This is a genomic window from Olivibacter sp. SDN3, from assembly GCF_014334135.1.
GTDB lineage: Bacteria > Bacteroidota > Bacteroidia > Sphingobacteriales > Sphingobacteriaceae > Olivibacter.
On record NZ_CP060497.1, the window covers coordinates 1,313,116 to 1,331,155 of the forward strand.

At 41.3% G+C, this 18,040-nt stretch carries 15 protein-coding genes and 1 riboswitch; of the genes, 7 read left to right on the plus strand and 8 right to left on the minus strand.

The window, feature by feature from the left end; genetic code table 11:
* Window positions 1–2: 2 nt before the first annotated feature.
* Window positions 3–380 (minus strand): BlaI/MecI/CopY family transcriptional regulator, encoded by a 378-nt coding sequence (locus H8S90_RS05215; protein WP_187341526.1) that lies wholly within the window; start codon window positions 378–380, stop codon window positions 3–5.
* A 289-nt stretch (window positions 381–669) separates the two neighbouring features.
* Here H8S90_RS05215 and ahcY point away from each other — a divergent pair, with 289 nt between their 5' ends.
* Window positions 670–1,986, plus strand: coding sequence for an adenosylhomocysteinase (gene ahcY / locus H8S90_RS05220; RefSeq protein ID WP_187341527.1), 1,317 nt, complete (start codon window positions 670–672; stop codon window positions 1,984–1,986).
* A gap of 62 nt (window positions 1,987–2,048) precedes the next feature.
* Here the strand turns inward: ahcY and H8S90_RS05225 are convergent, their stop codons facing one another.
* Window positions 2,049–2,375 carry a DUF6686 family protein gene (locus H8S90_RS05225; protein ID WP_370525685.1) on the minus strand — a complete coding sequence of 109 codons (327 nt, stop codon included), beginning with the start codon at window positions 2,373–2,375 and terminating at the stop codon, window positions 2,049–2,051.
* Window positions 2,376–2,745: 370 nt separating this feature from the next.
* Here H8S90_RS05225 and H8S90_RS05230 point away from each other — a divergent pair, with 370 nt between their 5' ends.
* A complete protein-coding gene (locus H8S90_RS05230; RefSeq protein WP_187341529.1) occupies window positions 2,746–3,462 on the plus strand; it encodes a pyridoxine 5'-phosphate synthase in 717 nt (238 codons plus the stop codon).
* An 82-nt stretch (window positions 3,463–3,544) separates the two neighbouring features.
* Here H8S90_RS05230 and H8S90_RS05235 read toward each other — a convergent pair whose 3' ends face one another.
* On the minus strand, window positions 3,545–3,964 hold the full coding sequence (locus H8S90_RS05235; protein WP_187341530.1) for a nucleoside-diphosphate kinase: 420 nt from the start codon (window positions 3,962–3,964) through the stop codon (window positions 3,545–3,547).
* A 152-nt stretch (window positions 3,965–4,116) separates the two neighbouring features.
* Here H8S90_RS05235 and H8S90_RS05240 point away from each other — a divergent pair, with 152 nt between their 5' ends.
* From H8S90_RS05240 to H8S90_RS05255, 4 genes are all read left to right on the plus strand, one after another.
* Complete coding sequence (locus H8S90_RS05240) at window positions 4,117–5,130, plus strand: bifunctional oligoribonuclease/PAP phosphatase NrnA (protein ID WP_187341531.1); 1,014 nt, start codon at window positions 4,117–4,119, stop codon at window positions 5,128–5,130.
* Between the two features lie 70 nt (window positions 5,131–5,200).
* A complete protein-coding gene (locus tag H8S90_RS05245; RefSeq protein ID WP_187341532.1) occupies window positions 5,201–6,157 on the plus strand; it encodes an FKBP-type peptidyl-prolyl cis-trans isomerase in 957 nt (318 codons plus the stop codon).
* A gap of 104 nt (window positions 6,158–6,261) precedes the next feature.
* Window positions 6,262–7,029 (plus strand): TatD family hydrolase, encoded by a 768-nt coding sequence (locus H8S90_RS05250; RefSeq protein WP_187341533.1) that lies wholly within the window; start codon window positions 6,262–6,264, stop codon window positions 7,027–7,029.
* Window positions 7,030–7,079: 50 nt separating this feature from the next.
* Complete coding sequence (locus tag H8S90_RS05255) at window positions 7,080–8,096, plus strand: asparaginase (RefSeq protein ID WP_187341534.1); 1,017 nt, start codon at window positions 7,080–7,082, stop codon at window positions 8,094–8,096.
* 29 nt (window positions 8,097–8,125) lie between these two features.
* Here the strand turns inward: H8S90_RS05255 and H8S90_RS05260 are convergent, their stop codons facing one another.
* Window positions 8,126–10,276, minus strand: coding sequence for a S9 family peptidase (locus H8S90_RS05260; RefSeq protein ID WP_187341535.1), 2,151 nt, complete (start codon window positions 10,274–10,276; stop codon window positions 8,126–8,128).
* Window positions 10,277–10,579: 303 nt separating this feature from the next.
* Here H8S90_RS05260 and H8S90_RS05265 point away from each other — a divergent pair, with 303 nt between their 5' ends.
* Entirely contained in the window at window positions 10,580–11,680 is a 1,101-nt protein-coding gene (locus H8S90_RS05265; protein ID WP_187341536.1) for a DUF2891 domain-containing protein, read from the plus strand.
* 25 nt (window positions 11,681–11,705) lie between these two features.
* Here H8S90_RS05265 and H8S90_RS05270 read toward each other — a convergent pair whose 3' ends face one another.
* The 4 genes from H8S90_RS05270 to H8S90_RS05285 all read right to left on the minus strand — a co-directional run bounded on the left by H8S90_RS05270 (window position 11,706) and on the right by H8S90_RS05285 (window position 18,033).
* Window positions 11,706–14,207 carry a TonB-dependent receptor gene (locus H8S90_RS05270; RefSeq protein WP_187341537.1) on the minus strand — a complete coding sequence of 834 codons (2,502 nt, stop codon included), beginning with the start codon at window positions 14,205–14,207 and terminating at the stop codon, window positions 11,706–11,708.
* Window positions 14,208–14,224: 17 nt separating this feature from the next.
* A riboswitch (TPP riboswitch) is annotated at window positions 14,225–14,383 on the minus strand.
* Window positions 14,384–14,572: 189 nt separating this feature from the next.
* The gene (locus H8S90_RS05275) at window positions 14,573–14,971 is read right to left on the minus strand and encodes a hypothetical protein (RefSeq protein ID WP_187341538.1); all 399 of its coding nucleotides are present in this window, start codon (window positions 14,969–14,971) and stop codon (window positions 14,573–14,575) included.
* A gap of 11 nt (window positions 14,972–14,982) precedes the next feature.
* On the minus strand, window positions 14,983–16,413 hold the full coding sequence (gene rlmD, locus H8S90_RS05280; protein ID WP_187341539.1) for a 23S rRNA (uracil(1939)-C(5))-methyltransferase RlmD: 1,431 nt from the start codon (window positions 16,411–16,413) through the stop codon (window positions 14,983–14,985).
* A 273-nt stretch (window positions 16,414–16,686) separates the two neighbouring features.
* Window positions 16,687–18,033, minus strand: coding sequence for a deoxyguanosinetriphosphate triphosphohydrolase (locus H8S90_RS05285; RefSeq protein WP_187341540.1), 1,347 nt, complete (start codon window positions 18,031–18,033; stop codon window positions 16,687–16,689).
* Window positions 18,034–18,040: the final 7 nt, after the last annotated feature.

The window sequence follows — 18,040 nt, forward strand, 5'->3', positions numbered from 1 at the left end:
AATCATTTTTTATTTTCCAATTCGTTTAATAACTGTTTTATTTTTTCAATTTCTAGGTCACTTGCGCTGTGGTTCCCCAATGCCTGCATGACCAGGCGCGCTGCCGAACCTTCGAACAAATCATGGATCATTTTTCCCAACATTTGCTGCTCTGCCTTATCGCGACTAACCAACGCTCTGTAAATGTGCGTTCTGTTAGTTTCATCACGTGTTAATAAACCCTTAGCGTGCATAATCTGCATTAGCTTCAAGGTTGTAGTATACCCCACATCCTTATTCGCTGAAAATAGATTGTGCACCTGCCGCACGGTACTATCACCTTGCTCCCATAATATTTTAAGGATCTCTAATTCACTCTCTGTTGGTTTTATTACTGCCATGCTATTAGGTTTCTAAAATCTGATCGTAATCCTACTTATACTTCTGTCTTTCCTGGCCTGATAAACATTTATCTCTCATCCATTTTCTAATACGAAGCTCTTCGTATTCAAATATACGAAAGCTTTCGTACTATCAAAATAAATTTAACATTTTTTCATTACTGCCATTAAATTACCTCTTGTAAACACATTCCTCCCAAATAGTTAGTAACTTTGCAAACATCTCATACCAAAACTAAAAGTGGTATGATTTGAAATAGGCAAACACTTAATATTAAATTAATAAACTATGTCATCAGTAGAGACGAAATATGTGCCTTATAAAGTAAAGGACATTAGCCTTGCCGATTGGGGCCGTAAAGAAATTGAATTAGCAGAAGCCGAGATGCCTGGTCTTATGGCACTTAGGGAAGAATATGGCACTTCAAAACCCTTAGCAGGTGCACGCATTGCCGGATGTTTACACATGACCATCCAGACCGCGGTACTAATCGAAACCTTGGTTGCGCTAGGAGCAGAAGTAAGCTGGTCTTCCTGCAACATATTTTCCACACAAGATCACGCTGCCGCTGCCATTGCTGCGGCAGGTATATCTGTTTATGCATGGAAGGGCTTAACAGCAGAAGAATTTGACTGGTGTATTGAGCAAACCCTATTTTTTGGAGAAGACAGAAAGCCCCTAAATATGATTTTGGACGACGGGGGAGACCTTACTAATATGGTGTTCGATAAATATCCGGAACTTATTGAAGGGATTAGAGGTTTATCTGAAGAAACTACTACTGGAGTACACCGTTTGTACGAACGTATGAAGAAAGGGACCTTACATTTACCTGCAATCAACGTAAATGATTCGGTAACAAAGTCCAAATTTGACAACAAGTACGGTTGTCGTGAATCATTGGTTGACGCCATTCGTCGTGCTACAGATTTAATGCTGGCTGGAAAAGTAGCGGTTGTTGCTGGATACGGCGACGTGGGTAAGGGCTCTGCGGAATCATTAAGCAGTGCAGGTGTTCGTGTAATTGTATCAGAGATAGATCCAATCTGTGCATTACAGGCCGCCATGGAAGGTTATGAGGTGAAAAAATTTGCAACCGCTGTTAAAGAGGCAGATATCGTAGTAACAACTACTGGAAACAAAGATATTGTGCGTCCTGAACACTTCAAAACAATGAAGGATAAAACCGTAGTTTGCAACATTGGCCATTTCGACAATGAAATAGATGTGGCCTGGCTCAATAACAATTACGGACATACCAAAGTGGAAATCAAACCACAGGTGGATAAATATACGATTGAAGGAAAAGATATTATCCTGTTAGCAGAAGGAAGGTTGGTAAACCTAGGATGTGCTACAGGCCATCCATCATTTGTAATGAGCAATTCATTCACCAACCAAACATTAGCGCAGCTTGAATTGTGGACCAACACTAATCAGTATGAGAATAAGGTGTATACCTTACCCAAGCACTTGGATGAAAAAGTTGCCCGTCTACATTTAGCGAAAATTGGCGTTGAATTGGATGTGTTGACAGCGGATCAAGCCGAATATATCGGTGTAAGCGTTGAAGGGCCTTTCAAGCCTGAGCACTATCGTTATTAATCGTATAATTTTCTAACAAACAAGCTTTCGATGTAGTGTCGGAAGCTTGTTTTGTTTCCTAATTAGTTCTTTCCCTTTAAAATATCATATACATTACCTAAATAAGCAGCCTCCGTAAGCGCTTCTTTAAATTCTTCCCACTCATCTTCTTCAAAAGCTAAGCTCAACTCTTTTGCAGAAGAATGGATAATTATTCGGTCTTCTCCATCCGGAAAAATAACTGAACGTTCGCTAAACACATAACGCTTAATATAAGAAAGAAAGAGATGATATTCTTTATCGAGAAAACTGAGTAGCATATTGTTATGCCAAATAAAAAACATTCCACAATCACTGCATTGACTAACGGTTGTCCGTGTATGTTGACAAAGAACCCGGGTATTACACATGCTATCCTCTTTTTTCCAGATTGCGCCTGATTTACCCACGCACCGTCTATATAGCGTGGGTAAACAGGACTTTAAAAACAAACCATTCTAAAATTAGTCACTCTAGATGACGCAAAGATAACATTATTTTTAATCATTCTAAATAAGGACATTATTCTGACATTTTTATTACAAAAAAGAACAGTGTCAAATCCAATCCTCATTACTTAATAATGTATATATAATAACGGAAGAATTAAACGCAAATTATCGGTATTGCATCATTATTTCCTATAAATAGCGGATCAATCCGAGGATCGTTTTGTATGCTATTTATTGGGTTGCATATCAGATACAAATTGTCTAAGTTTGCTCAAAAACACGTGAAACAATGACAAAGCTATCTGTAAACATCAATAAAGTAGCCACTTTAAGGAATAGTAGAGGAGGAAACAAGCCCAACTTGTTACAGGTAGCGCTAGATTGCGAGAAGTTCGGTGCACAGGGCATCACCGTGCACCCGAGGCCAGATGAGCGGCATATTCGTTACCAAGATGTATATGACTTAAAAGCGGCCATCGGCACAGAATTCAATATTGAAGGGAATTGTAAGGAGCAAAAATTTGTTGACCTTGTTCTGGCCAATAAGCCAGCACAAGTGACCTTGGTTCCCGACGAGCTTGGCCAGATTACATCTAATCACGGTTGGGATACCATCAAACATCAATCATATTTACAAGAGATAGTGGCCATGTTCAAAGAAGCAGGTATACGGGTCTCCATCTTTGTAGATCCCGACCTAAAAATGGTAGAAGCAGCAGCTACGACAGGAACCGATCGGATAGAGTTATATACAGAGGTCTATGCTAACCAACATAAAAAAAATCCAGAAATAGCCATTAAGCCCTATATAATTGCTGCAATCCGCGCAAACGAGCTCGGATTAGGATTAAACGCCGGCCATGATTTAGATCTTCACAACCTACATTATTTCTATCAGCAGATACCGAATTTACTAGAAGTAAGCATAGGCCATGCACTAATATCGGATGCACTATATTTGGGCTTGGAAGAAACCATTAGACAATACCGAGCGCAACTCGCCTAAACAACCTGAAAAAGGTGGGATAAAGGGTATAGGAGCCTACTAAATGAGCCCACGACCTTATCCCTCGCTTCTTTTATGATGACTAATGTCTTTCCAGTGCGGAAAAAAAGAAATTACCTTCAATTGCAGCATTTTCATCGGAATCCGATCCATGAACTGCATTCGCCTCAATTGATGTAGCATATTTATTACGAATTGTTCCTTCTTCGGCTTTTGTAGGATCGGTAGCGCCAATAAGCTTACGGAACTCTTCCACAGCGTTGTCTTTTTCCAAAATAGCTGCAACGATAGGCCCAGAGGTCATAAACTGTACCAAATCGCCATAAAAAGGCCGTTCTTTATGCACCTCATAAAAAGCGCCAGCATTTTTCTCCGTTAAATGCGTATACTTCATCGCTACAACTTTGAATCCCGCAGCAATAATGTCGTTTAAAATAGCCCCGATGTGTCCATTAGCAACCGCATCAGGTTTAATCATTGTAAATGTTCTGTTAGTAGCCATCTAATTATAATATATTTAAGTGCAAAAATACAGTTTTATAGCCATTTAATCCTTTCAATTTGTAATAATCTATATACCAATGAAAAGCAATCCTGTTTTCTTTTGAATATGTAGGAAAAATTTTAATAGCTTTGCATTCTTTAAAACGCTGCATGTTAACGATAACCACGCTGAAACAAATAATATTAGCCGAGCCCAAAAAAATAGTAATTACCACGCACTATAAGCCCGATGGTGATGCGTTGGGATCTTCTTTAGCTATGCTCCTTTGGTTACGGGCCAAAGGGCATGAGGTATCACTTATCGTTCCTTCAGACTATCCCGCTTTCTTAAGCTGGATGCCCCTCCAGGAAGAAGCGATCATTTACACCGAGAACAAAGAACGTTCGGATAACCTTATAGCTGTGGCAGATCTTATTTTTTGTCTGGACTTCAACGGTCTTGCCCGTACCAACGAGATGCAAGGTGTGCTCGCGCAGACAACAGGCCTGAAAATTATGATCGACCATCACCTGGAACCCGAAAATTTCGATGATTTCAGACATTGGAATACCAACGCGGCGGCTACAGCGCTTTTGGTTTATGATTTCATCGTCAACTTGATAGATGATAGGGCGGGTATTACACCAGCAATTGCCACCTGTATATACACAGGGATCATGACGGATACCGGCTCCTTCAGATTCCAGTCAACAACCGCCGAAGTACATTTAGTAGTGGCAGACCTCATTACCCTGGGTGCCAAAAACGCAGAAATACATGAACATATCTATAATAGTGCTTCTGAGAATAAATTAAAATTTCTTGGTTTTTGCCTACTTAACCGTTTGGTAGTTTTGCACGAGTATAATACGGCCTATTTTGCCATAACAAAAGAGGATTTGACACGTTTTAATATAATTACAGGAGATACAGAGGGTCTTGTAAATTATGCTTTATCCATTAGTGGTATACGTTTGGCAGCGCTTCTTATTGATAGAACTACACAGATCAAATTATCATTACGCTCCACAGGAAACTTTCCAGCAAATGAAATCTGCAGTAAATATTTCAATGGTGGTGGTCATAGAAATGCCGCGGGAGGCCATGCAGATCTTCCTCTGGAAGAGGTGGTAGCTAAATTCCTAGCTGTTCTGCCCTTGTATAAAAGTCAACTAACCAAATAGAAAACATTACACCAATAATAGATAAGAGAACAAACAGTAAAAATTTTAAACAAGTAAAAGAAAACAAATAATGAAAAAAACAACCCTTATTTTAGGTTTGGCTGCTTTAACAGTGTTAGGAGCTACGTCATGCCAAAGTTTTAAAGATGGTGAAGGAGGCATGCAATATAAGATCGTAAACGATGAAGGAAACACCAAAATTAAAGAAGGCGACTTTGTTTCTTTGGGTGCGGTTATTACCACAGAAAGCGACTCTGTCTTAAACAGCAGCTACGAAATGGAACAGCCATTTTATTTAGCTGCACAAAAGCCAATGTACCCTGGTGATATTTTCACGGCATTAACCATGCTTGGAGAAGGCGATAGCGCGGTATTTAAATTAAACATAGACTCTATGGTGTCTAAAAGCGGACAGCCGAAGCCACCGTTCAAAGGTGATTATATTGTACACACGTTTAAAATAAACAAAGTAATCCCTAAAGGCGATTTAACCGATAGTTTGTTCAACATTGAGGTAGAGAAATACATTAACCAAGATCGGGAAAAAGCAAAAAACGCAGAAGCGGGAAAAATTGAAGGTTATATCAAGAAAAACAAATTGGACGTTCAAACCACGTCTTCAGGATTGAAATACCAGGTAGAAAAAGAAGGTGAAGGCAATAAGCCCAACGTAGGAGATACCGTAGTCGTACACTATACCGGGCGCTTCTTGGGCGGTAAAGTTTTTGATACCAGTGTTAAGAAAGAGGCTGAAGACGCTGGCGTCTACAACCAGATGCGTGAGCCTTATGAACCAATGAAATTACCTGTAGGTATAGGAGCGGTGGTTCCAGGTTGGGATGAAGGACTTGCACTACTGTCAAAAGGAGCAAAAGCGACGCTTGTGCTTCCTTCCGATTTAGCATACGGGGAACATGGTAGTATGGGAATACAACCTTACACTCCACTAGCATTCGAGGTGGAAGTAATCGATATTATTCCACAAAAAGGTGGTGCAGCGCCAACAGCTGCAACACCAGCAAAATAAAACATCGTCAACGCCTTTCGGATAATTCGAAAGGCGTTTTCGCTTATCTACTCCCCTCGGATATTTCCTATGCGTAAATTAATATTTTTCTATAAGTTTGCTACATGCAACTCACCGATACACATACGCACATCTATTACCATGCCGACACCCTTGCACTTCAGGAACAAATAAATCGCTGTCTGGAAAATAACATCAGCCGTTTGTTCTTACCAAATGTAGATACCGCATCGATAACAAATGTGTTGAACACAGCAAGTGCCTATCCAGAAAACTGCTATGCCATGCTAGGCCTGCATCCCTGCAGTGTGAAGGAAAACTTCAGGGAAGAGCTTGCTTCCATTAAATCGGCCATTGAAGAAAATAATATATATGCCATTGGTGAAATCGGTCTTGATCTCTACTGGGACAAAAGTACGCTGGAAGAACAAAAAGAAGCCTTTCGCATACAAGTAGGTTGGGCAAAAGAGAAAAACCTACCCATAGTCATCCATTGCAGAGACGCCTTTAAAGAGCTTTTTGAGCTACTGGATGAACAAAAAGACGAAAAACTTTACGGTATCTTCCATTGTTTCACCGGTAATTTAGAACAGGCTCGAAAAGCCATAAACCTCGGCTTTTTCCTCGGCATTGGAGGTGTGGTGACATTTAAAAATGCGGGTCTCGATAAGGTGGTAGAACAACTGGACCTTAAACATCTTGTGCTTGAAACAGACGCCCCATATTTGGCCCCCACGCCCTACAGAGGAAAACCGAACGAAAGCAGTTATTTGATACATATAGCCAAAAAAGTAGCTGACATTCATGGGCGATCGTTAGCGGATGTTGCAAATATAACTACCGAAAATTCTAAAATTGTTTTCGGCATTTAATATCTTTACTTTCGGCATCAACCTATATTGTTATCCATACGCTAATTTAAATGAATAATATACTTATTATATATACTGGAGGTACCATCGGAATGGTAATTGATGAGACATCAGGAACATTCGTTCCTTTTGATTTTGACCTCATCCATAAGAATGTTCCCGAGCTCGGTCGTTTAAACTATCATCTTACCATACATTCTTTTGATCCTATTATAGATTCTTCCAATATGCAGCCAGCTATCTGGATCCAAATGGCGGAGCTAATAAAAGACAATTATGACCTATACGATGGTTTCGTCATCCTTCATGGATCAGACACTATGGCTTTTTCGGCGTCAGCTTTAAGTTTCATGTTGGAAGGGTTACAGAAGCCTGTCATTTTCTCCGGCTCTCAGCTGCCTATCGGGGAAATCAGAACCGATGCTCGTGAAAACTTGATAACTGCCCTGGAAATTGCTTCGGCAAAAAAGCAGGGAAGATCATTAATCCAGGAAGTCTGTATTTATTTCGACAGTAAGCTTTTTAGAGGTAATCGGTCTTTTAAATATAATTCAGCTAAGTTTGAGGCATTCAGGTCGCCCAACTACCCTGTGTTGGTTGAAGCTGGCGTCCATCTAAAATATAACCGGCCGGCACTAATGAACAATACCGGTAAAGAATTTATCTTACATACCAATATCGACAATTCTATCTCCGTTTTAAAGCTTTATCCTGGTATAAGCAAACAAGTGGTAAAAGCCGTACTGGAATCTGATGCGCGATCAGTCATCATGGAAACATTCGGTTCAGGAAATACCACCACCGACACCTGGTTTTTAGACATGCTTCGAAGCGCTATCCAGAGCGGTAAAAATATTGTTGACATTTCTCAATGCAAAGTCGGTTCAGTCGAACTAGGGAGATATGAGACCAGCCATTGGCTTAAGGACATGGGGGTGCTAAGCGGCTTTGATATGACCTTCGAAGCCGCCGTAACCAAACTCATGTACCTTCAGGGCGAATTTGAAAGCCAAAGCGAAGTAGCCCGTTGGGTAGAAGTGAGCATACGGGGTGAACTAACAGATTAGCGTATACGTTAAATCGTTGAGTTGTTGGATTACTTAACCACTCCTTCCAACGCAAATAGAAAGGCGTAATTCAGGGCGATATCCTTAAGATAATCAAACCTGCCCGAGGCTCCTCCGTGGCCAACTTCCATATCGGTTTTAAGTAAGAGCACATGTTGATCGGTTTTACTTGCTCGCAACTTAGCCACCCATTTTGCCGGTTCAAAATATTGTACCTGACTGTCATGCAGACCGGTGGTCACCAATATATTGGGATACGCCTTTGGCTCGATCTGCTCGTAAGGCGAATAGCTTTTGATATACTCGTAAGCCTCTTTATTCTTAGGATTTCCCCACTCATCAAATTCATTAGTGGTTAATGGTATCGTTTCATCCAACATGGTATTCACCACATCCACAAAAGGTACTTGAGCAATGATACCCTTCCAAAGGTCGGGCGCCATGTTACTGACTGCCCCCATTAGTAATCCTCCAGCGCTTCCTCCTTGTGCATAAAGATGCCCCAGCGAAGTATATCGCTGATCAATCAAGTGCTCGCCACAATCGATAAAATCGGTAAAAGTGTTTTTCTTTTTCATCATTTTACCGTCCTCATACCACTGTCGCCCCATCTCCTGTCCACCCCTGATATGAGCAATAGCATATACAAATCCCCTATCCAACAAACTTAATCGCGTACTGCTGAAAGTAGGATCCATAGAAGCACCATACGATCCGTAGCCATACAGTAACAACGGGGCCGATCCATCCTTTTTAAATCCTTTTTTGTAAACCAAAGAGATCGGAATTTTAGTGCCATCTTTTGCTTTTGCATATAGTCGCTCGGTATGGTAATCGCTCGGCTTGTATCCTCCCAGTACTTCCTGTTGCTTTAGCAACTTTCTATCGCGTGTACCCATGTGATAATCATAGGTAGAAGAAGGTGTAGTAAGCGATGTGTAATTATAGCGGAGAACGTCTGTATTATACTCCATGTTTGCCGTTGCGTAAGCAGTATATGCCTCTTCACCAAAATCCAGATAATGATCTTCTCCACTTTTCAGGCTTTTGATATTTAACCGTGTGAGGCCATCTTTCCGTTCCGAAACGACCAAAAAATCTTTAAATTCATCAACATCCTCCAATAATACATCCTTTCTATGCGGGATCATCTCCTTCCAATGCGCGATAGAGGTCTGATCAAGTGGGCACTCCATCAGTTTAAAATTCAGAGCATCCTTATTGGTAAGGATCAGAAATTTATCTTCCAGAGCCGTTACCTCGTATAATACGTCCTTCATCCTCGGCTGGAACACTTTAAATTCAGCGTTGGGCTCATCGGCTGAAATGAACCGTGTCTCGGAACTGGTTGTCGCTCCCGAATAAATGTAAATAAACTTACCGGATTTCGATCGGCCTACCCCGATGTAATTGGTGTTATCATTTTCCTCATACACTATTTTGTCCGACTCGCTATCTTCGCCCAGCACATGTTTTTTTATCTTTTCAGTTAGTAGGGTCACGGGATTTTTACTGGTATAGAAAAACGATCGGTTATCGTTTGCCCATGCTACGCTGCCCGTAGTACCCTTAATTTTCTCTGCATACAGCTCTCCAGTCTCCAGGTTCTTGATATGAATAACATATTCCCTTCGCGATACGGTGTCTATCCCAAAAGCCATCAGCTTATTGTCCGGACTGACACTGAAACCTCCTGCGCTGAAATAAGCATGTCCTTCGGCCATATCATCCACATCCAGTAAAAGCTCCTCAGCAGCGTCCAACGTTTCCTTTTTTCTACAAAATTTGTAGTATTGTTTGCCGTCTTCTGTGCGGGTATAGTAATAATAACCATTCTTAAAATAGGGTACCGACTCGTCCTTCTCTTTAATCCGATCTTTTAACTCTTTAAAAAGTTTCTCTTGGAAACCTTCCGTCCCCTTCATCATCGTATCCAGGTACTTATTCTCTGCATTTAAATATTCGATCACGCGAGAGCTGTCAGGCCCGTTCTTGAAGTAATCAATCATCCAATAATAGTTATCTACTACCGTATCACCATGAAGTACACGTTCATGCGGAATCTTATCTGCTTCGGGCGCCTCTACCGCCGGCCATTCATACGCTTTTTTCTTTTGTTGATTTCCGGCACATGAGGCCAATAAGGTTAAAAGTATCATGGGTATATTTATCTTGTTCATATAAAATCTTTAGGTTGATTGAACAAACTTCGACAAATGCTCGCTATAATAAAACTACAGAAACGCCAAATAGAGGCATTCATCAAAAAATAAATTTCTAAGCTGTTCACAGCTCTGCTGTAGTTAACAGAATTTCATCTGCCATTGAGAACTTCATTTACAGATGCAATGAACAACATTGCAATATAGCCATTTGATTTCAATATTGTACGGGGAAACACCTTGTTGCTAACAAAAATTTACAATCTGTTGCCGGAGTATATGGAAACGGTTATCTTGCCAGCCTAATAACACGTTAAGCAAATGAACAGTAGAATATTTACCTTTTTTTTGAGTTTATCCGCTTGCTACTTACTGACTTCCACCGTATCAGGTCAGGAAACATTCTATACCGAAAAGCAGGGAAAATATGCCCTTACGGCTGCCGGAGCTTCTCATTTAGCGAACCTACCGCTTAAATGCATGCAGCAGGAGTATCCTTATAAAACCGGTGTCACCTTCTCAGACACCAGCCTTATCAAACCACCGATCAACTACCATCCCGCTTTCTACGGTTGCTTCGACTGGCACAGCAGTGTACATGGTCACTGGATGTTGGTAAGATTACTTAAGCTGTTCCCGAACTTGCCGGAGGCAGATGAGATACGAAATAAACTTAGTGCTAATTTATCGGCTGAAAATATTGCAGTAGAAGTAGAAATTTTTATGGAAGAAGCGCACAAAGGTTTTGAACGCACCTACGGCTGGGCGTGGCTTCTTCATTTGCAGCAAGAGCTGTTGACCTGGGAAGACCCTTTGGGCAAACAATTAAGCGACAATCTAGCCCCTTTAGCTCAACAGCTCTGTAAATTATATATCGACTATCTTCCAAAAATGAATTACGCAATACGTGTTGGCGAACACAGCAACCTAGCCTTCGGTTTGACCCTTGCATACGACTACGCTCAGCATACCAAACAGGACAGCCTGCTGCAAGTTATCCGAGAGACTGCCCTTCGCTTTTACGGGGACGACCGCGGTTGTCCAATCAGCTGGGAACCTGGTGGATCGGATTTTCTAAGCCCTTGTTTGGAAGAAGCTGATTTGATGTGGCGTATATTACCTAAAAAGGAGTACAAAGATTGGTTAAGACCATTTTTGCCTGAACTTTTTGAAAAAGGGTTTCAACTAGCGCCAGGCACAGTAAGCGACCGTTCGGATGGAAAACTCGTGCATTTAGATGGGCTAAATCTCAGTAGGGCCTGGTGCCTATATGGAATTGCCCATCACAGTGATAATAACGGTCCTCTTTTGTCCTTAGCCAATAAGCACCTCGCCGCTGCACTTCCGCATGTTGCCAGTGGAGACTATATGGGCGAGCATTGGCTGGCGTCTTTTGCCGTTTATGCTTTAACAACACAGTGATCGAGCGTTAGATCCAAGCAAAGCCTTAAAATTTCACATTTAAGCCCAGTAGAAAGTTTGTACCTGCCTGCGGAAAATAGAAGTTGGAGGCATACACCGTTGGATCTCCCTGAAATATCGAACTATACGTATACCCATTTGACTCATATTTTTCATTGAACAAATTGTTCACCAACAAGCTTATACCTAGATTTTTAACTCCTCTAAAGGCAAGGTTATAACTTAACCTCAGGTTATTGACAAAAAATGCATCCAAACTGCGGTCTACATTGGAAGTGTTGTCCAAATACTGCCGGGATACATATTTCGATATCAGCGCAATTTCGGCTTTTGCCAGTGGTCTGTAAGCAATTTCGCTGGATCCCACAAATGAAGGCGAAAGTGCAATATGGGTATTGGAGAATTGACTCACCTGTTGATCACTTACGTCCCAATTCTCATCATAAATATTGATATACTCATAAAAATCCTTTATTCGGTTACGGCTCAACGCACCGGTTAGTGCCCATGAGAACTGACGTGCAGGTTGCCACTTTACATCAGCCTCTATCCCTATACGATAACTATCCGGCACATTTAAGCGCGTTTGTGCCCCAACATCGTTAATCTGCCCAGTCAAAATCAGCTGGTCTTCGTAGATCATCGCATAGGCGTTGATGCCGGCATTGAATTCTCGCTGAGCTAAGCGGTAACCTAATTCGATATTTTGCATACGCTCAGCTTTTGGCCGGCTATCAGGAGTTGAATTTTCGAAATCATCTCTTACCGGTTCTTTATTTCCAATAGCATAGGATACATAAGCATTACTATTATTGGCAAACTGATAACTCACCCCAAATTTGGGGTTGAAGAAATTCATTTCGGTTGACTGTTGTATATTATTCAAGTTACGATCGTAACCTAGAAAAGAATACGTTACCCGACGATATTGCAGGTCGGCAAAAAACACCGCATTTGCGATTTTATACTCTCCTTTGCCAAATACGTTAAAATCTGTTTTGTGTGCATCATTGAAATAGTAACGATGATTAGTATGGAAAGAGCCATCAGCATTAAAATCGTAATCCTCTCGTTCGGTAAACAAAGGATTTCTAGACCAGATGATATCTCCGAAGTGGTCGCCTTTATATTCGTTATAGGCTCCTCCCAAGGTCAGGTTCAACCGATCAGAAGCGTTATAGTCTATCGAGTAGGTCAAGCCGTAGAAATGATTGGATAGCCAACGCTGCCGTACAAGATCCGTTCTACTGATCGACTCCCCGTTAACCAGTACAGGCTCGAGATCATAATCGGTATAAGATGCGTTCGGTCTGTATTCCTCATAATAACCCCGCCCTCTTGTGTAGTGCAACGCACCATTTACCACTAAATTAGGCATCAGGTTATTGGAGTATAGTAGCTGATAATGGTCTTGTTGGTAATTATCATGCTGGTTCTCGTATAAAAAGGAATTATATCTTCTTGGATCGGCGTCACGTATGTTCACGGCGTCACGTCCTTCCAAACCGTTAGCGGCAATATAGTCTTCAAGGTCTTCCGCTGTTCCAAACAATTTTTCTTCCGGCACTCCATTCCATGCCTGATAAGTTCGCTCTTTTCCAGAGAACACATTGGCACGCAACAAGCTGTTTTTTCCATACCAAGCACCACTTAGAAAGAACGACTTCAGATCGGAGGAACCCCTATCGATAAAGCCATCTGATTGAATACGCGATAAACGCCCATCAAACGTAAACCGATCGTTTATTAGTCCCGTACCGATTCTAACTGTGTTTTTCCAGGTATTAAAAGAACCGTAAGTGTTGTCTAGTTCAGCATAGGCCGTGTCCATGCGCGTATTGGTTTGGATGTTTATACTTGCTCCAAAAGCCCCAGCCCCATTGGTAGATGTTCCCACCCCTCGCTGAATCTGAATATTATCTACAGACGAGGCAAAGTCGGGAAGGTTCACAAAAAAGCTTCCCATGCTTTCCGAATCATTATAGGGAATGCCATTCAAGGTCACGTTGATACGCGTTGGGTCACTTCCACGAATACGAAGGCCGGTATACCCCACCCCGGCACCGGCATCGGAGTAGCTTACCACTCCAGGTGTCTGATCAAGAAGAAAGGGCAAATCTTGACCTAAGTTATTCTTCGCAAGATCTTCCTTGGTTAAATTCTTATAACTCGTTGCAGAATTTGCATTTGCACGGGTAGCATTTACGATCACCTCATCGGCCAGGAATTCCTGCGGTTCTAGTATAAAGTTTAACTGCTCTTCACCGGTAACTGTCACTGTTCTTTCGATAGGTTTATATCCGAGAAAGCTTACACGGATAAGCCGCCTCCCTTCTTCTACATTTCTAAATCGGATATTCCCCGAACGGTTGGTCTGTCCGGTAGCTAAAGTTCCTGCAACACTGGCTGTGGCTCCCGCCACTTGTCTATTCATTTCGTCGGCTACATGAATAGACAAGTGGTACTGCGCCAACAATAAAATAGGGCAACTTGCCACTAAAACGAATAGTAGTAATGCTTTCCTCACGATAAGATCTCTTTAAATTTCATTTGTTAACTCCCTCCCTACGCCGGCATTATCCGGATCAGGTGCTCAGAAAGAAGCGATGCTGTCAAAGCACGCAGCTCTCCGAAGGGTATGATCTCAGCCTTGATTTGTGTTTTCCTCCAATCAAAAGAAACAAGGCACCCCTTAAGCGATGTACACTGCAAAGATACTAAATTTTCAAATAGGATCACGCCCAACTTCGCCAGGAACCAAGAGGGGCTAGCAAGGGGGGCTAGAGAGCAGTCGGAACCAGCTAAATCCCGAAAGACAGCAATATGTCCCGGTGAAAAGCCCAGTCAGAAAAACCGTTGTTCGGCTATTTCCACAACAAAAGTGAAGTAATATTATTTATACGGGTAAAAAACAAAATTTGCTCCCTCTGGAACAACTACAAAGAGGCACATAAAATCTTCAGCTTTTTTGTAATTCTTAATGAATTGTTCCTTTTTATTTTTAAGAATGACCCCACGCTCTACAAATTCCTCAAGCGTGGATGCCTGGACGGTCCACTGTGTACCCAGCTCATTCCTATCCAGAATAAGCTCGCCCAAGTTAACCTGGTGCTGATGAGCTATAAATATGGGGTATTGTGATAGGCCTTCGGCCATAATCTCAATGGAAACTTCTTTAATTGATTCTTTATAAAAGTCTAAATCCTTCTTTAAGCTTTTTAAAGGGCTTTCCTTTTTCGGCTGCTGCCCGTCATCTCCAGCTTGCGCCGACAATAATTCTTCTAAATCCATTCTTTGATTAGTTATTTCAGCTCCAACAATACCACATTCTCTACGTGTTGTGTATGCGGAAACATATCTACTGGTTTTATCCGTTTTACCTCGTATTTTTCTGTCAACAGTGCAAGATCGCGCGCCTGTGTGGCGGCATTACAACTCACATAAACAATTTTTGGTGCTTCCAAATCCAGTAATCTCTCCACCACATCGGGATGCATCCCCGCCCTGGGAGGGTCAGTTATCACGACATTAGGCTTACCATGCTTTTCAACAAAAGCGGACACCAGCACGTCTTTCATATCGCCTGCAAAGAACTGAGCGTTCGTTATCCCATTAAGCTGTGCGTTGATTTTGGCATCTTCAATAGCCGAAGGTACATATTCAATCCCTATAACCAACTTCACCTGCTTCGCCACAAAGTTGGCAATCGTTCCCGTACCGGTATACAAATCGTAAACCAGTTCATCTCCCTTAAAACCTGCGAATTCCCGGGTGATTTTATACAATTCATAGGCCTGTTCTGAATTGGTTTGGTAAAAGGATTTGGCCCCTATTTTAAATTTTAAGCGCTGCCCTCCAAGTTCATCCACCTCCATCTCTTCGAAGATATGATCTTTGCCTGCGTACACCACTATTTCCTGATCAAAAATGGTATCGTTCTTTTTCTGGTTAATAATGTAAAGTAAAGAACTGATTTCCGGGAAACGCTGTTTAAGAAATTCCATTACTAGTTTGACCTGGTCATCAGTCGGATATGCGAAAACCACCACTACCATTAAATCTCCGGTAGTAGCGGTTCTGATTATTAAATTGCGTAACGCTCCTTCGTGGCTTCGAAGATCATAGTAACTGATTTGATTATCTAAGGTGAATGCCGCTAGCTCATTCCTTATAACGTTGGAAGGGTCTTGCTGCAAATAGCAACGATCAATAGCCAATATCTTATCAAAGCGTAAGGGAACATGAAAACCTAAAGCATTCATCTCATGCTCTTGACCTCTGGCAACATCTTCAGCTGTTAGCCAACGCTTATTAGAAAAGGTATATTCTAATTTATTCCGATAATAACTTGTTTTTTCAGAGGGAAGAATACTTTCCATGGTAGCGGTATCTATCTTACCTATCCTAGAAAGGGCATTAGCTACACTTTGCTGTTTGTAATGCAGCTGTGCTCCATAGTCCATATGTTGCCACTTGCATCCTCCACAAGTGCCAAAATGGTTACAAAAAGCATCGATTCTATACTTGGAAGGCTTTTTGACTTTGGTGATTCTAGCCTCTGCAAAGTTTTTTCTCTTACGAATCAACTCCACATCTACCACATCTCCCGGGACAGCCTTCTCAATAAATAACACTAAATCGTCAGTTTTCCCAACACCTTTTCCTTCTTCGGCAATATCAATTATTTCAATATTTTCTATCAGCCTTTTCTCTTGTGGAATTTTTCTTCTCATGTGGATGCAAAATTACACTTTTAGCTACAATTTTACATCATATGATCGGGAGGTCACTTAAGATAAGCAGCCTTCTTGTTGAAGTACGCTTTTAGTGAAAGCCAAAAACCTTTTTCCTTGGTCTTTTCTGTCATAAACCGACTTTCAATCACCATAGAAAAGTGGAGCAATTCGCGACGCATAACACTGTCTTTTTTATAAAGCTAACATTTTTACACTAGAAACAAAAACAGTCATCCGTGAAAATAAGCAAAACCTAAAAATCCAGTAAATTTAATCCAGAGAAGGAAAAGAAATTCCCTTTATCTTTCTAAAAAGTTCAACGGCATATAAATCAGTCATACTTGAAACAAAATCCAATACTGACCGAATTTTATCATAAGTGGTATTTTCCGGATATTTATACTGATTGGGAATGAGCGCAACCAACTTTTTGTCGTAAGCTGATGTATTATGGATATAAGCTGGAACAAACTCTTCCAGTAAACCGCTCATTACCTTATAACCGGCAACCTCTATTTGTACCACACTCTGGGCATTATATATTTTCGCTATCGATATTTTTTCGATCCGCTCCATGACTTCCCTCAATTGCGGATTAATATGATCAATCAGAGACGACTCAAATTTACCGTTCAGGATAACCTTTTCTTTCTCAAAGAAAACAGTTGAACACTGCTGGATCAATGTACTGATCGCTTTCGCCCGCAGCAAACTCACTTTACTATCTAAATCTCTAATGGCCTCAAGCCGTTTCTCGATTTGTGTATCTTGCGTCAGTGGAATCAGCAATTCCTCTACCTCTTGGTAAGAAAGAATGCTCAAGCGGTGCGCATCCTCTATGTCAATAATATTATAACAGATATCATCGGCAGCTTCCACCAGGTAGACCAGTGGGTGTCTTTTATAAACATCGGGAAGATCGGCATCATTCATCATACCCAATGCCTCGGCAACTTTTACAAAGGAAGTCTTTTCAGGCTGAAAATAACCATACTTTTTTCTATGTAACCCGAGGCCCTTTTTATTGCCATCGATTGCTGCACACGGGTATTTTACAATGGCTGCCAACGTACTGTAAGTGAGCCCAAAACCACCACTCTCCTTCCCATTAAATTGGTGAGTAAGTATACGAAGAGCATTGGCATTCCCTTCGAAATGTAACAGATCATGCCATTCCTGCTCGCTTACCTCATTTTGGTACCTTAGGCCATCTCCATTAGAAAAATAAAACGAAATTGCTGCTTCCCCTGAATGTCCAAAGGCGGGATTTCCCAGGTCATGCGCTAGACAGGCGCTGGAAACGATGTTTCCTATCTCTTGTAAATAAGGAAACTCCCTATCAACTTCCGGATAATCTTCTTTGTATTTCGTGTAAAAGATACGGCCGAGCGACCTACCTACACTGGCCACTTCTAAACTATGAGTAAGCCTATTATGCACAAAAACACTTCCTGGCAATGGAAAAACCTGTGTTTTGTTCTGTAAACGTCTAAAAGGAGAAGAGAATATCAAACGATCATAATCCCTCTGGAATTCTGATCTCGCCATATCTTCATTTTTTATCTCGCGATGTTCATATCCCCAACGTTTTGCAGAAAGTAGTTTTTTCCAGTCCATTCGTAAA